This window comes from Burkholderia vietnamiensis LMG 10929 (genome assembly GCF_000959445.1).
GTDB classification, from domain to species: Bacteria; Pseudomonadota; Gammaproteobacteria; order Burkholderiales; family Burkholderiaceae; genus Burkholderia; species Burkholderia vietnamiensis.
In genome coordinates this window covers 495,870-508,317 of record NZ_CP009631.1, presented here as the reverse complement: position 1 = coordinate 508,317, position 12,448 = coordinate 495,870, and the positions used below count along the sequence as shown (strand labels likewise).

The window sequence follows — 12,448 nt, the reverse complement described above, 5'->3', positions numbered from 1 at the left end:
AGAGAGAAACATGTCTCGAGTAGGTAAGAGCCCGATCGCGCTGCAAGGCGCGGAAGTCAAGCTGGCCGACGGTGCGATCACCGTCAAGGGCCCGCTGGGCACCATCACGCAGCCGGTGAATCCGCTCGTGAACGTGGCGAACAACGACGGCACGCTGAATCTGGCGCCGGTCAACGAAAGCCGCGAAGCAAACGCAATGTCGGGCACGATGCGCGCGATCATCGCGAACGCCGTGCACGGCGTGACCAAGGGTTTCGAGCGCAAGCTGACGCTGGTTGGCGTCGGTTATCGTGCGCAAGCGCAAGGCGACAAGCTGAACCTGTCGCTGGGTTTCTCGCACCCGGTGGTGCACCAGATGCCGGAAGGCGTCAAGGCTGAAACTCCGACGCAAACCGAAATCGTGATCAAGGGGATCAACAAGCAACAAGTCGGTCAAGTAGCTGCGGAAGTTCGCGGTTACCGTCCGCCGGAGCCCTACAAGGGCAAGGGCGTGCGCTATTCCGACGAGGTTGTGATCCTCAAAGAAACGAAGAAGAAGTAAGGGTGCGCAATCATGGATAAGACTCAATCTCGCCTGCGCCGCGCTCGCCAGACGCGTATCAAGATCGCTGAGCTGCAGGTCGCGCGTCTCGCCGTGCATCGCACGAACACGCACATCTACGCTCAAGTGTTCTCGCCCTGCGGCACCAAGGTGCTCGCCAGCGCGTCGACGCTCGAAGCAGAAGTGCGCGCCGAACTCGCCGACAAGTCGGGCAAGGGCGGCAACGTTAATGCCGCGACGCTGATCGGCAAGCGTATTGCCGAAAAGGCAAAGGCTGCCGGCATCGAATCCGTCGCCTTCGACCGCTCGGGCTTCCGCTACCACGGCCGCGTCAAGGCGCTGGCTGAGGCAGCTCGCGAAGCTGGGCTCAAGTTCTAAGGGAAGGAATTCGTCATGGCAAAGATGCAAGCGAAAGTTCAGGCTGACGAACGCGACGACGGCCTTCGCGAAAAGATGATTTCGGTCAATCGCGTGACCAAGGTCGTGAAGGGTGGCCGTATTCTCGGCTTCGCCGCACTGACCGTGGTCGGCGATGGTGATGGCCGCATCGGTATGGGCAAGGGCAAGGCGAAGGAAGTGCCGGTCGCTGTCCAGAAGGCAATGGAACAGGCTCGCCGCAACATGTTCAAGGTGCCGCTCAAGAACGGCACGCTGCAGCACGAAGTGCACGGCAAGCATGGCGCATCCGCAGTCCTCCTCGCTCCGGCGAAGGCAGGTACGGGCGTGATCGCCGGCGGCCCGATGCGCGCAGTGTTCGACGTGATGGGCGTGCAGAACGTCGTGGCGAAGAGCCACGGTTCGACGAACCCGTACAACCTCGTTCGCGCCACGCTGGACGGTCTGCGCAAGCAGTCGACCCCGGCAGACATCGCGGCGAAGCGCGGCAAGTCCGTCGAAGATATTTTGGGCTAAGCCCGGGTGGTCACCATGTCTGAAAAAACTGTCAAGGTTCAGCTCGTGAAGAGCCTGATCGGGACCCGCGAATCGCACCGTGCGACCGTGCGTGGCCTGGGCCTGCGCCGACTCAACTCGGTTAGCGAGCTGCAGGATACGCCGGCGGTCCGCGGCATGATCAACAAGGTCTCGTACCTCGTTAAGGTCATCGCGTAAGCGGCCCTACGGATCAAGGAGTTGATATGGAATTGAATAACCTGAAGCCGGCCGCTGGTGCAAAGCACGCCAAGCGTCGCGTCGGCCGCGGCATCGGTTCGGGCCTCGGCAAGACGGCTGGCCGTGGTCACAAGGGTCAGAAATCGCGTTCGGGCGGCTTCCACAAAGTCGGTTTCGAAGGCGGTCAGATGCCGCTGCAACGTCGTCTGCCGAAGCGCGGCTTCACGTCGCTGACGAAGGAATTCGTCGGTGAAGTGCGCCTGGGCGACCTCGAGAAGCTGCCGGTCGATGAAATCGATCTGCTCGCACTGAAGCAAGCCGGCCTGGTCGGCGAGCTGACGAAGAGCGCAAAGATCATCGCGACGGGCGAACTGAAGCGCAAGATCGTCGTGAAGGGTCTGGGCGCCACCAAGGGTGCGCGCGCTGCGATCGAAGCGGCTGGCGGTTCGTTCGCCGAGTGACACGCGTAGCGCGTCGTTACTTGCATTCATCGGAGAAGGTACTTGGCTAACAGCCCGAGTCTTGCAAAACCCGGTCGAAGCACGGCGAAATTCGGCGATCTGCGCCGGCGAGCGATGTTCCTGCTCCTGGCGCTGATCGTCTATCGCATCGGCGCGCACATCCCCGTGCCGGGCATCGATCCGGATCAACTGGCGAAGCTGTTCCAGAGTCAGGCGGGCGGCATCCTGGGCATGTTCAACATGTTCTCGGGTGGCGCACTGTCCCGCTTCACGATCTTCGCGCTGGGGATCATGCCGTACATCTCGGCGTCGATCATCATGCAGTTGCTGGCGATCGTCTCGCCGCAGCTCGAGGCGCTGAAGAAGGAAGGGCAGGCAGGGCAACGGAAGATCACGCAGTACACGCGGTATTTCACCGTGGTGCTCGCGACCTTCCAGGCGTTCGGTATCGCGGCTGCGCTGGAAAACCAGCCTGGCCTCGTGATCGATCCCGGCATGCTGTTCCGGCTGACGACGGTCGTGACGCTGGTTACCGGCACGATGTTCCTGATGTGGCTGGGTGAGCAGATCACCGAGCGTGGTCTCGGCAACGGCATCTCGATCATCATCTTCGGCGGGATCGCAGCAGGGTTTCCGAATGCCGTCGGTGGGCTGTTCGAGCTGGTGCGTACGGGTTCGATGAGCATCATTTCGGCGATCATCATAGTCGTTCTGATCGCCGCGGTGACTTACCTGGTCGTGTTCATCGAACGCGGGCAGCGCAAGATCCTCGTGAACTACGCGAAGCGCCAGGTCGGCAACAAGATCTACGGTGGCCAGTCGTCGCACTTGCCGCTGAAGCTGAACATGTCGGGCGTGATTCCGCCGATCTTCGCATCGTCGATCATCCTGTTCCCGGCCACGATTCTCGGCTGGTTCAGCACGGGTCAACCGTCGGGAAGCTGGATCTCCAACACGTTGCATAACGTCGCGGAGGCGCTGAAGCCGGGCCAGCCGGTCTATGTGTTGCTGTACACGCTGGCGATCGTGTTTTTCTGCTTCTTCTACACCGCACTGGTGTTCAACAGCAGGGAAACCGCGGACAACCTGAAGAAGAGCGGGGCGTTCGTTCCTGGCATCCGTCCGGGCGACCAAACTGCGCGATATATCGACCGCATCCTCACGCGTCTGACGCTGGCCGGTGCGATTTATATCGTCTTCGTTTGTTTGCTGCCGGAATTCCTGGTGCTGCGCTGGAACGTGCCGTTTTATTTTGGTGGAACGTCGCTGCTGATCATTGTCGTCGTCACGATGGACTTCATGGCGCAGGTGCAGTCGTACGTTATGTCGCAACAGTATGAGTCGCTGCTCAAGAAGGCAAACTTCAAGGGCGGCAACATCCCAATGCGTTAATTAAGGACTATGGCCAAAGACGATGTAATCCAGATGCAGGGTGAGGTGATCGAAAACCTCCCGAATGCGACCTTCCGTGTGAAGCTGGAAAACGGCCATGTCGTGTTGGGGCATATCTCCGGGAAGATGCGGATGCACTACATCCGTATCTTGCCGGGCGACAAGGTCACGGTTGAATTGACGCCTTACGATCTGTCTCGTGCGCGGATCGTGTTCCGGGCGAAGTGATTTGAAAAAAGGGTATTATCATGAAAGTGATGGCATCGGTTAAGCGCATTTGCCGCAATTGCAAGATCATCAAGCGCAAAGGCGTCGTTCGCGTGATCTGCAGCTCGGATCCGCGCCACAAGCAGCGCCAAGGCTGACCGCGCGTTTGTTTGCGCTTTTTGTTTGAGGAAAAACAATGGCTCGTATCGCAGGGGTTAACATCCCGAATCACCAGCATACCGAGATCGGCCTGACGGCAATCTTCGGTATCGGCCGCACGCGCTCGCGCAGCATCTGCTCGGCAGCTGGCGTGGAATTCTCGAAGAAGGTCAAGGACCTGACCGACGCAGACCTCGAAAAGCTGCGTGAGGAAGTGGGCAAGTTCATCGTCGAAGGCGACCTGCGCCGTGAAGTGACGATGAACATCAAGCGCCTGATGGACCTCGGTTGCTACCGTGGTGTTCGTCATCGCAAGGGCCTGCCGATGCGTGGTCAGCGTACGCGTACGAACGCACGTACCCGCAAGGGTCCGCGTCGTGCAGCGCAAGCGCTGAAGAAGTAAGCGGAACTGACAGTTACAGGAAAACGTAATGGCTAAGGCTTCGAACACCGCGGCGCAACGCGTTCGCAAGAAGGTCAAGAAGAACGTCGCTGAAGGCGTGGTGCACGTTCACGCGTCGTTCAACAACACGATCATCACGATCACCGATCGTCAGGGCAATGCTCTGGCATGGGCGACGTCGGGCGGCCAGGGCTTCAAGGGCTCGCGCAAGTCGACGCCGTTCGCTGCTCAGGTTGCTGCTGAGTCGGCCGGTCGTGTGGCGATGGAATACGGCGTGAAGAATCTGGAAGTGCGGATCAAGGGCCCGGGCCCGGGTCGTGAGTCGGCAGTGCGCGCACTGCACGGCCTCGGCATCAAGATCACCGCGATTTCGGACGTCACCCCGATTCCGCACAACGGCTGCCGTCCGCCGAAGCGCCGTCGTATCTAAGAATGCTGCTGGCACGTTCGTGCTGGCGCATTGCCTGTCGTCGCATAGCGCCGACGGGCGTTGCTTTTTTGATTGACTAAGCCCACCGTTCGCCCCAAAGGGCGCGAACTAGCGCGGATTTCGATCCGCGTGACCGATTGATAAAGGAATGCAACGTGGCACGTTATATCGGCCCCAAGGCCAAGCTGTCCCGCCGTGAAGGCACCGACCTGTTCCTGAAGAGCGCGCGCCGCTCGCTCGCCGACAAGTGCAAGCTCGACAGCAAGCCGGGTCAGCACGGCCGTACCTCGGGCGCTCGTACGTCCGACTATGGTACGCAGCTGCGCGAAAAGCAAAAGGTCAAGCGTATCTACGGCGTGCTGGAACGTCAGTTCCGCCGCTACTTCGCTGAAGCCGACCGCCGCAAGGGCAACACGGGTGAAAACCTGCTGCAACTGCTCGAGTCGCGTCTCGACAACGTCGTGTATCGCATGGGCTTCGGCTCGACCCGCGCAGAAGCGCGTCAGCTGGTGAGCCATAAGTCGATCACCGTGAACGGCGTCGTCGCGAACGTGCCGTCGCAACAAGTGAAGGCTGGCGACGTGATCGCGATCCGCGAAAAGGCGAAGAAGCAGGCGCGTATCATCGAAGCGCTGTCGCTCGCCGAGCAAGGCGGCATGCCGAGCTGGGTTGCAGTCGATGCGAAGAAGTTCGAAGGCACGTTCAAGCAAATGCCGGAACGCGCTGACATCGCAGGCGACATCAACGAAAGCCTGATCGTCGAATTGTATTCGCGTTAATCCGATTGACGGCCGAGGTACCCCGATTGCGTTTCGCAAGGAGGGGCCTCGGCTGTTTATTTTCTGGTTGTTACCGGTCAGCCTTATCGGTGTAACGAGCCGAGGGTATTGAAAAGGAAAGCCCATGCAAACCAGTTTGCTGAAACCCAAGATCATCGCCGTGGAATCGCTGGGCGAGAACCACGCGAGGGTGGTCATGGAACCGTTCGAACGCGGTTACGGCCACACCTTGGGCAACGCGCTGCGCCGCGTGCTGCTGTCGTCGATGGTCGGCTACGCGCCGACCGAAGTGACGATCGCCGGCGTGGTGCACGAGTATTCGACGCTCGACGGCGTGCAGGAAGACGTGGTCAACCTGCTGCTGAACCTGAAGGGCGTGGTGTTCAAGCTGCACAACCGTGACGAAGTCACGGTCACGCTGCGCAAGGAAGGCGAAGGCGTCGTCACGGCCGGCGATATCGAGCTCGCGCACGATTGCGAAGTCATCAACCCGAATCACGTGATCGCACATCTGTCCAAGGGCGGCAAGCTCGACGTTCAGATCAAGATCGAGAAGGGTCGCGGCTACGTGCCGGGCAACGTTCGTCGCTACGGCGAAGACACGGCCAAGATCATCGGCCGCATCGTCCTCGACGCATCGTTCTCGCCGGTTCGCCGCGTGAGCTATGCAGTCGAAAGCGCACGTGTCGAGCAGCGTACCGACCTCGACAAGCTCGTGATGAACATCGAGACGAGCGGCGTGATCACCCCGGAAGAGGCGATCCGTCAATCGGCCCGCATCCTGGTCGACCAGCTGTCCGTGTTCGCGGCGCTGGAAGGCACGGAAACGGCTGCCGAAGCACCGTCGCGTGCACCGCAGATCGATCCGATCCTGCTGCGTCCGGTGGACGATCTCGAGCTGACGGTTCGTTCCGCGAACTGCCTGAAGGCCGAGAACATCTACTACATCGGCGACCTGATCCAGCGCACGGAAAACGAACTGCTGAAGACGCCGAACCTCGGTCGCAAGTCGCTGAACGAGATCAAGGAAGTGCTGGCTTCGCGCGGCCTCACGCTGGGCATGAAGCTCGAAAACTGGCCGCCGGCTGGTCTCGACAAGTAAGCCCGACTGTAGCTGCGCTGTAGTCGTAGTTGGCAAAGATGCGGATTTTCCTTTAAAATCCGCATCTTGCCTTTTTCGTTACCGGCCCGTGCACCCGCCGAGGTGCGATAGAAGAGCTGGATCAAAACTTTGAATCAAGGAAACTGAAATGCGCCATCGTCATGGTCTGCGGAAACTGAACCGCACGAGCAGCCACCGTCTGGCTATGCTCCGTAACATGTCCAACTCGCTGATCGAGCACGAAGTCATCAAGACGACGCTGCCGAAGGCGAAGGAACTCCGTAAAGTCGTCGAGCCGCTGATCACGCTCGGCAAGAAGCCGTCGCTGGCAAACCGTCGCCTGGCATTCAACCGCCTGCGCGATCGTGACTCGGTCGCGAAGCTGTTCGACGTCCTCGGTCCGCGTTTCGCGAACCGTCCGGGCGGCTACCTGCGCGTGCTGAAGTTCGGCTTCCGCGTCGGCGACAACGCACCGATGGCACTGGTCGAGCTGCTCGATCGTCCGGAAGTCGACGAAACGGAAAACGTGCAAGAAGCTGAATAAGCTTCGGTACGTAGCAGAATCCGAAAGGGCCGAGCAATTGCTTGGCCCTTTTTGCTTTTTGGCGGCGCCGCGTCGCGATCGATTTTCACCGGCCGCTGCCGGCAACGTTGCGCGCGCTGCGCTACGATAAGGGGCTGTCGAGGGCGCGAGGTGCGCGCAGCGGGCGGCCGAAGCGCGGAAATCAGCCAGGAGAGTGCGTATGGTGGTGTTGATGCTGACGACGGTGCCCGATGCAGCAACGGCTGAGGCCCTCGCCACCGGCGCGCTCGACGCGCGGCTTGCCGCCTGCGTATCGGAGCTCGGTACGATCAAGTCGCGCTATCACTGGCAGGGCAAGGTCGAAACGGCCGACGAGATCCAGTTGCTGTTCAAGACGAGCGCGGTGCGCTCGCTGGAACTGGAGCGATTCATCCTCGCGCATCATCCTTACGAGACGCCCGAAATCGTCTCGTGGCAGGCCGCGGCCTCTGCCGCGTACGGCCAGTGGGTGACGAGCGAAACTCAACGTCTATTTCATGTTTAACGGTATGGCGCTTTCCGTGCGCGCGCTGCGCGCATTCGCGGCTCTGTTGTCGTTCGTGCTGGTGCTGGGCGGCCCGTCGGTCGCGCGCGCGGCCGACGATTTTCTCGATCCGTCGGTCGCATTCAAGTTCAGCGCGAGCGAAGCCCCGGGACAGGTCGACGTCCGCTTCAAGATCGCCAACGGCTATTACCTTTACCGCGAGCGGTTCGCGTTCGCGGTGAAGAGCGGCAATGCGACGCTCGGCGCGCCGCAGTTTCCGCCCGGCCACGTGAAGTTCGACCAGACGTTCCAGAAGGAAGTCGAAACCTATCGCGACGACGTCGTGGTCCACGTGCCGGTCAAGCAGGCGGCCGGGCCGTTCGAGCTCACGGTGACGTCGCAAGGGTGCGCCGACGAAGGGATCTGCTACCCGCCCGCCGAACACGTCGTGAAGATCGACGGCGCGGCGCTCGGCGCGGCCGCAGCGGCTGACGGCGCGGCCGCATCGGGCAGCTGGTTCGACAAGGTCACCAGCGCGGATTTCGCGCAATCGCTGCTCGAGGGGCACGGCTTCCTCACGATCGTCGCGCTGTATTTCGTCGCAGGCGTCGTGTTGAGCCTGCTGCCGTGTTCGTACCCGATGATTCCGATCGTCTCCGCGATCATCATCGGCCAGGGCACGCGCGCAACGCATGCGCGCGGCTTTGCGCTGTCGCTGACGTATGTGGTCGGCATGGCGCTCGTCTATACGGCGCTCGGCATCGCTGCCGCGCTGGTCGGCCAGAGCCTCGGCGCATGGCTGCAGAATCCGTGGGTGCTCGGCGCCTTCGGCTTGCTGCTCACCGCGTTCGCGGTGTCGCTGATCTCCGGCAAGGACCTCATGCTGCCGGCGCGCTGGCAGAACGGCGCGGCGCAGGTGTCGAGCGCGCGCCAGGGCGGCCATTTCGCCGCGGTTGCCGCGATGGGTGCACTGTCGGCGCTGGTCGTCGGCGCATGCATGACGGCGCCGCTGTTCGCGGTGCTCGCCTTCATCGCGCACACCGGCAACGCGTTCCTCGGCGGCGCGGCGCTGTTCGCCATGGGGCTCGGGCTCGGCGTGCCGCTGCTCGTCGTGGGGCTCGGCGCCGGCACGGTGCTGCCGCGCGCCGGCGCATGGATGGATGGCGTCAAGGTGTTCTTCGGCATCGTGCTGCTCGCCGCCGCGCTCTGGATCGTATGGCCGGTGCTGGCGGGCGGCCTGAAGATGATGCTCGCCGCGTTGTGGTTGCTGATCGCCGCAGCGGCGCTCGGACTGTTCACGCCCCATGCCGGAGCCGCCTCCATCTGGCGCCGGTTCGGCCGCGGCCTCGGCGCCGCGCTCGCGATCTGGGCGGCGACGCTGCTCGTCGGCCTGGCCGCCGGTTCGACCGATCCGGTGAAGCCGCTCGCCGTGCTGGCCGCGCGTACGGTTGCGTCGGGCGCTGCGACGTCGGCGGCCGGCCAGGCGGCCGGGCAGGCCGCGCCCGCGTTCGCGGCGGTGCGCTCCAGCGGGGAGCTCGATGCGCTGCTGAAGGCGTCGAGCCGGCCCGTGATGCTCGATTTCTATGCGGACTGGTGCGTGAGCTGCAAGGAGATGGAGCATCTGACGTTCACCGATTCCCGCGTGCAGGCGCGGCTCGCGCAGCTGCACCTGGTGCGCGCGGACGTCACCGCGAACAATTCCGACGATCAGGCACTGCTCAAGCGGTTCAACCTGTTCGGCCCGCCGGGCATCATCTTCTTCGATCGCAACGGTAACGAGATCGGCCGGGTGGTCGGCTATCAGGCAGCCGACACGTTCCTGCGCAGCCTCGATCGCGCAGCGGTGCCGACGGTCTGATCCGAGCTGGACCGACCTGGCCGCCCAGCGCACAAAAAAACGGCGGGACACCGAAGTGTCCCGCCGTTTTTTCATCTTGCGTGCCGATCGGCAGCGCGGCTCAGCGCTGCGCCTTCAGCAGCCGCGCCGCATCGAGCGCGAAGTACGTGAGCACGCCGTCGGCGCCCGCACGCTTGAATGCGAGCAGCGATTCGAGCACGACCTTGTCGTGGTCGAGCCAGCCGTTCATCGCGGCCGCCTTCAGCATCGCGTATTCGCCGCTCACCTGGTACACGTACGTCGGGAAGCGGAACTCGTCCTTCACGCGGCGCACGATGTCGAGATACGGCATGCCCGGTTTGACCATCACCATGTCGGCGCCTTCGTCGATGTCGAGGCGCACCTCGCGCAACGCTTCGTCGCTGTTCGCCGGGTCCATCTGGTAGGTCATCTTGTTGCCCTTGCCCAGATTCGACGCCGAGCCGACCGCGTCGCGGAACGGACCGTAGAACGCGGACGCGAACTTGGCCGAATAGGCCATGATGCGCGTATGGATATGCCCGTCGCTTTCGAGCATTTCACGTACCGCGCCGATGCGGCCATCCATCATGTCGGACGGCGCGACGATGTCGACGCCGGCTTCCGCCTGCGCGCGCGCCTGTTCGATCAGGATTTCGATCGTGTCGTCGTTGATCACGTAGCCGTTCTCGTCGAGCACGCCGTCCTGGCCGTGGCTCGTGTACGGATCGAGCGCGACGTCGGTCAGCACGCCGAGTTCGGGGAAGCGCTTCTTCAGCTCGCGCACCGCGCGCGGAATCAGCCCTTCCGGGTTGGCCGCCTCGCGGCCGTCAGGCGTTTTCAGCGACGCTTCGATGGCCGGAAACAGCGACAGCACGGGCACGCCGAGTTCGACGCACTGTTCGGCGACGTGCATCAGCAGATCGACCGACACGCGCTCGACGCCCGGCATCGACGGCACCGGCTGACGTTGGTTGGTGCCGTCGACGACGAACACCGGATAGATCAGATCGTCGGTGGTCAGGCGGTTTTCGCGCATCAGGCGCCGGGAGAAGTCGTCGCGGCGCATGCGGCGCGGACGATGAAGAGGATGGAAGCTCATGTGCGATGTGAATGAAATCGGGGCAAGAAGGACCTTACGGATCCCTTAGGTCATTTTCGAGATCGTTGGTATATGATAGCGATCGAGCGGCGCGCGTTGCGTGCTGCTCCCCGCTTCTCCTCCCTGAGCGGGTGCCTGTCGTTTTTCGATTAGGCTGTTTGACCCGCCGTTCGACGGCGGGTTTTTTTATGAGCCGGCCGAATCCGCAGACACCGTCAGGTGCGCCCGGCCGCTGCCGGCCGAGCGCTGCCCGTTCATTGTGCTACAGGTGCGCCTTCTGCGTCGGCGACGGACGGCCGCAGCCAGCTCTCGATCAATTCGTGCGCCTCGTCGAGCCCCGTGCGCTTCAGCGCCGAGAACAGCTGGACGGTCAGCTTGCCCTTCACGCCCTGGTCGCGGTACGCGTCGAGCCCCTTCTGCGTGTTGCGCAGCGCGTTGATGCTCTCTTGTCGCGTCAATTTGTCGCACTTCGTCAGCAGCGTGTGGATCGGCTTGCCGGTCGGGGCGAACCACTCGATCATCCGGCGATCGAGGTCGGTCAGCGGGCGGCGCGAATCCATCATCAGGATCAGGCCGCAGAGCTGCGAGCGCGTCGCGAGATAGGACGACAGCAGCATTTCCCAGTGGGCCTTCGCGGCCCCGGGCACTTCCGCATAGCCGTAGCCGGGCAGGTCGACGAGGTTCGCGACGGGCTCCGCGGCGGGGCCGACCGAGAAGTAGTTGATGTGCTGCGTGCGACCGGGCGTCTTCGACGCGAACGCGAGTCGCTTCTGATTGCACAGCACGTTGATCGCCGTCGATTTGCCGGCATTCGAACGGCCCGCGAATGCGATTTCCGGCTGCACCGTCGGCGGCAGGTCGCGCAGATGGTTGACGGTCGTGTAGAAGCGAGCTTGATGGAGCAAAAAGGCCATGGGGGAAACCGGTGGGACGGGCGGCGCGAGCCGCTTGGTGGAGGCGGGGTAGCCCCGATAGGCGCGGGAGCTTTCAACGCGATATTGTACAATACGGCGGTTTTGCCGAAGGGTTGCGGGCGCCCGCCTCGCGCTTTTATGCAGCTTCTGCGGTAGACTGGTCGACGTCGTTTTTTGCAGAACCTCAAATTCCCACAAGACGAAACAGGGTGTGCGAATGAATCGACTGTGCAAGTCTCTGATGGTGCTTCAGGTTGCAGCAGGATTCGTAGGTTTCGTGGCGGAGGCAAATGCGGCAGGTGCGGCAAAGCCGGATCTGGACCGCGGCAAGGCGATTGCCGGGCAGGTGTGCGCGTCGTGTCACGGCGCCGACGGCAACAGTGCGTCGGGCAGTTTCCCGAAGCTCGCCGGTCAGCATCCCGAATATTTGGTCAAGCAGTTGAACGACTTCAAGACGCAGCCGGGCGCGAAGGGGCCGGCGCGGAACAATTCGGTGATGGTCGGATTTGCGAGCGCATTGAGCGCGGACGACATGCGCAACGTCGCCGCGTATTACGGCTCGCAAACGACCAAGCTCGGCACCGCACGCGATGCGGCGACCGTGCCGATCGGTCAGAAGATCTATCGCGGCGGCATCGCGGAAAAGGGCGTACCGGCCTGCGCGAGCTGCCACGGGCCGACGGGGCAAGGGATACCGGTCCAGTACCCGCGTCTGTCGGGGCAGTGGGCCGATTACACGGTGGCCCAGTTGACCGCGTTCCAGCAAGGTGCCGGCGCGCGCAACAACAACGAGGCGATGCATCAGATCGCCTCGCGTCTGTCGGACACCGAGATCAAGGCCGTGGCGGATTACATCGCGGGCCTGCGTTGAGCGGTCCGTCGCGAATGGAATGACCGGTCGCCGGAACGGCGGCCGGAGTCAGAACAAGAAAAGGGTGGGGCGCCGC

Annotated in this window: 18 protein-coding genes; 16 read left to right on the top strand and 2 right to left on the bottom strand. The window is 62.7% G+C overall.

All coding sequences use genetic code 11. From position 1 onward, the window contains the following. Positions 1-10 precede the first annotated feature (10 nt). The 15 genes from rplF (at position 11) to dsbD (ending at position 9,488) form a co-directional block, all read left to right on the top strand. A complete protein-coding gene (gene rplF, locus AK36_RS12295; protein WP_011883007.1) occupies positions 11-541 on the top strand; it encodes a 50S ribosomal protein L6 in 531 nt (176 codons plus the stop codon). A 12-nt stretch (positions 542-553) separates the two neighbouring features. Beyond that, positions 554-919 (top strand): 50S ribosomal protein L18, encoded by a 366-nt coding sequence (rplR, locus tag AK36_RS12290; protein ID WP_006477183.1) that lies wholly within the window; start codon positions 554-556, stop codon positions 917-919. Between the two features lie 15 nt (positions 920-934). Further along, the gene (rpsE, locus tag AK36_RS12285; protein WP_006752931.1) at positions 935-1,453 is read left to right on the top strand and encodes a 30S ribosomal protein S5; all 519 of its coding nucleotides are present in this window, start codon (positions 935-937) and stop codon (positions 1,451-1,453) included. A gap of 15 nt (positions 1,454-1,468) precedes the next feature. Then, positions 1,469-1,651: a 50S ribosomal protein L30 gene (rpmD, locus tag AK36_RS12280; protein WP_006400644.1), complete on the top strand. Its 183-nt coding sequence runs from the start codon at positions 1,469-1,471 to the stop codon at positions 1,649-1,651. A gap of 26 nt (positions 1,652-1,677) precedes the next feature. After that, the gene (gene rplO / locus AK36_RS12275; RefSeq protein WP_006482880.1) at positions 1,678-2,112 is read left to right on the top strand and encodes a 50S ribosomal protein L15; all 435 of its coding nucleotides are present in this window, start codon (positions 1,678-1,680) and stop codon (positions 2,110-2,112) included. 42 nt (positions 2,113-2,154) lie between these two features. Further along, entirely contained in the window at positions 2,155-3,504 is a 1,350-nt protein-coding gene (gene secY, locus AK36_RS12270) for a preprotein translocase subunit SecY (protein WP_006400642.1), read from the top strand. Positions 3,505-3,513: 9 nt separating this feature from the next. Next, positions 3,514-3,732: a translation initiation factor IF-1 gene (gene infA, locus AK36_RS12265; protein WP_004521905.1), complete on the top strand. Its 219-nt coding sequence runs from the start codon at positions 3,514-3,516 to the stop codon at positions 3,730-3,732. A gap of 20 nt (positions 3,733-3,752) precedes the next feature. After that, positions 3,753-3,869 carry a 50S ribosomal protein L36 gene (gene rpmJ, locus AK36_RS12260; RefSeq protein ID WP_004199844.1) on the top strand — a complete coding sequence of 39 codons (117 nt, stop codon included), beginning with the start codon at positions 3,753-3,755 and terminating at the stop codon, positions 3,867-3,869. Positions 3,870-3,907: 38 nt separating this feature from the next. After that, on the top strand, positions 3,908-4,273 hold the full coding sequence (rpsM, locus tag AK36_RS12255; protein WP_006752933.1) for a 30S ribosomal protein S13: 366 nt from the start codon (positions 3,908-3,910) through the stop codon (positions 4,271-4,273). Between the two features lie 28 nt (positions 4,274-4,301). Next, complete coding sequence (gene rpsK, locus AK36_RS12250) at positions 4,302-4,703, top strand: 30S ribosomal protein S11 (RefSeq protein ID WP_004197937.1); 402 nt, start codon at positions 4,302-4,304, stop codon at positions 4,701-4,703. 155 nt (positions 4,704-4,858) lie between these two features. Further along, complete coding sequence (gene rpsD, locus AK36_RS12245) at positions 4,859-5,482, top strand: 30S ribosomal protein S4 (protein WP_014722284.1); 624 nt, start codon at positions 4,859-4,861, stop codon at positions 5,480-5,482. 124 nt (positions 5,483-5,606) lie between these two features. Then, on the top strand, positions 5,607-6,584 hold the full coding sequence (locus tag AK36_RS12240; protein WP_006477176.1) for a DNA-directed RNA polymerase subunit alpha: 978 nt from the start codon (positions 5,607-5,609) through the stop codon (positions 6,582-6,584). 148 nt (positions 6,585-6,732) lie between these two features. Next, positions 6,733-7,128: a 50S ribosomal protein L17 gene (gene rplQ, locus AK36_RS12235; RefSeq protein ID WP_006477175.1), complete on the top strand. Its 396-nt coding sequence runs from the start codon at positions 6,733-6,735 to the stop codon at positions 7,126-7,128. Between the two features lie 199 nt (positions 7,129-7,327). Beyond that, positions 7,328-7,651: a divalent-cation tolerance protein CutA gene (cutA, locus tag AK36_RS12230; protein ID WP_014722285.1), complete on the top strand. Its 324-nt coding sequence runs from the start codon at positions 7,328-7,330 to the stop codon at positions 7,649-7,651. Beyond that, a complete protein-coding gene (gene dsbD / locus AK36_RS12225) occupies positions 7,644-9,488 on the top strand; it encodes a protein-disulfide reductase DsbD (protein ID WP_045578593.1) in 1,845 nt (614 codons plus the stop codon). The genes cutA and dsbD overlap by 8 nt, the downstream gene beginning before the upstream one ends. A gap of 100 nt (positions 9,489-9,588) precedes the next feature. Here dsbD and hemB read toward each other — a convergent pair whose 3' ends face one another. Together hemB and yihA are read right to left on the bottom strand one after the other, a co-directional pair. Then, positions 9,589-10,587: a porphobilinogen synthase gene (hemB, locus tag AK36_RS12220; RefSeq protein WP_045578592.1), complete on the bottom strand. Its 999-nt coding sequence runs from the start codon at positions 10,585-10,587 to the stop codon at positions 9,589-9,591. Between the two features lie 254 nt (positions 10,588-10,841). After that, complete coding sequence (gene yihA, locus AK36_RS12215; protein WP_011883012.1) at positions 10,842-11,501, bottom strand: ribosome biogenesis GTP-binding protein YihA/YsxC; 660 nt, start codon at positions 11,499-11,501, stop codon at positions 10,842-10,844. 217 nt (positions 11,502-11,718) lie between these two features. On the opposite strand from yihA, the gene AK36_RS12210 reads away from it, so the two are divergent. After that, positions 11,719-12,372 (top strand): c-type cytochrome, encoded by a 654-nt coding sequence (locus AK36_RS12210; RefSeq protein WP_034194011.1) that lies wholly within the window; start codon positions 11,719-11,721, stop codon positions 12,370-12,372. The last annotated feature ends 76 nt before the right edge of the window (positions 12,373-12,448 follow it).

Excerpts from the sequence above, each read along its gene's own strand:
- rplF (WP_011883007.1), top strand. The coding sequence starts at position 11 with ATGTCTCGAGTAGGTAAGAGCCCGATCGCGCTGCAAGGCGCGGAAGTC.
- rplR (WP_006477183.1), top strand. The coding sequence starts at position 554 with ATGGATAAGACTCAATCTCGCCTGCGCCGCGCTCGCCAGACGCGTATC.
- rpsE (WP_006752931.1), top strand. The coding sequence starts at position 935 with ATGGCAAAGATGCAAGCGAAAGTTCAGGCTGACGAACGCGACGACGGC.
- rpmD (WP_006400644.1), top strand. The coding sequence starts at position 1,469 with ATGTCTGAAAAAACTGTCAAGGTTCAGCTCGTGAAGAGCCTGATCGGG.
- rplO (WP_006482880.1), top strand. The coding sequence starts at position 1,678 with ATGGAATTGAATAACCTGAAGCCGGCCGCTGGTGCAAAGCACGCCAAG.
- infA (WP_004521905.1), top strand. The coding sequence starts at position 3,514 with ATGGCCAAAGACGATGTAATCCAGATGCAGGGTGAGGTGATCGAAAAC.
- rpmJ (WP_004199844.1), top strand. The coding sequence starts at position 3,753 with ATGAAAGTGATGGCATCGGTTAAGCGCATTTGCCGCAATTGCAAGATC.
- rpsM (WP_006752933.1), top strand. The coding sequence starts at position 3,908 with ATGGCTCGTATCGCAGGGGTTAACATCCCGAATCACCAGCATACCGAG.
- rpsK (WP_004197937.1), top strand. The coding sequence starts at position 4,302 with ATGGCTAAGGCTTCGAACACCGCGGCGCAACGCGTTCGCAAGAAGGTC.
- AK36_RS12240 (WP_006477176.1), top strand. The coding sequence starts at position 5,607 with ATGCAAACCAGTTTGCTGAAACCCAAGATCATCGCCGTGGAATCGCTG.
- rplQ (WP_006477175.1), top strand. The coding sequence starts at position 6,733 with ATGCGCCATCGTCATGGTCTGCGGAAACTGAACCGCACGAGCAGCCAC.
- cutA (WP_014722285.1), top strand. The coding sequence starts at position 7,328 with ATGGTGGTGTTGATGCTGACGACGGTGCCCGATGCAGCAACGGCTGAG.
- dsbD (WP_045578593.1), top strand. The coding sequence starts at position 7,644 with ATGTTTAACGGTATGGCGCTTTCCGTGCGCGCGCTGCGCGCATTCGCG.
- hemB (WP_045578592.1), bottom strand. The coding sequence starts at position 10,587 with ATGAGCTTCCATCCTCTTCATCGTCCGCGCCGCATGCGCCGCGACGAC.
- yihA (WP_011883012.1), bottom strand. The coding sequence starts at position 11,501 with ATGGCCTTTTTGCTCCATCAAGCTCGCTTCTACACGACCGTCAACCAT.
- AK36_RS12210 (WP_034194011.1), top strand. The coding sequence starts at position 11,719 with ATGAATCGACTGTGCAAGTCTCTGATGGTGCTTCAGGTTGCAGCAGGA.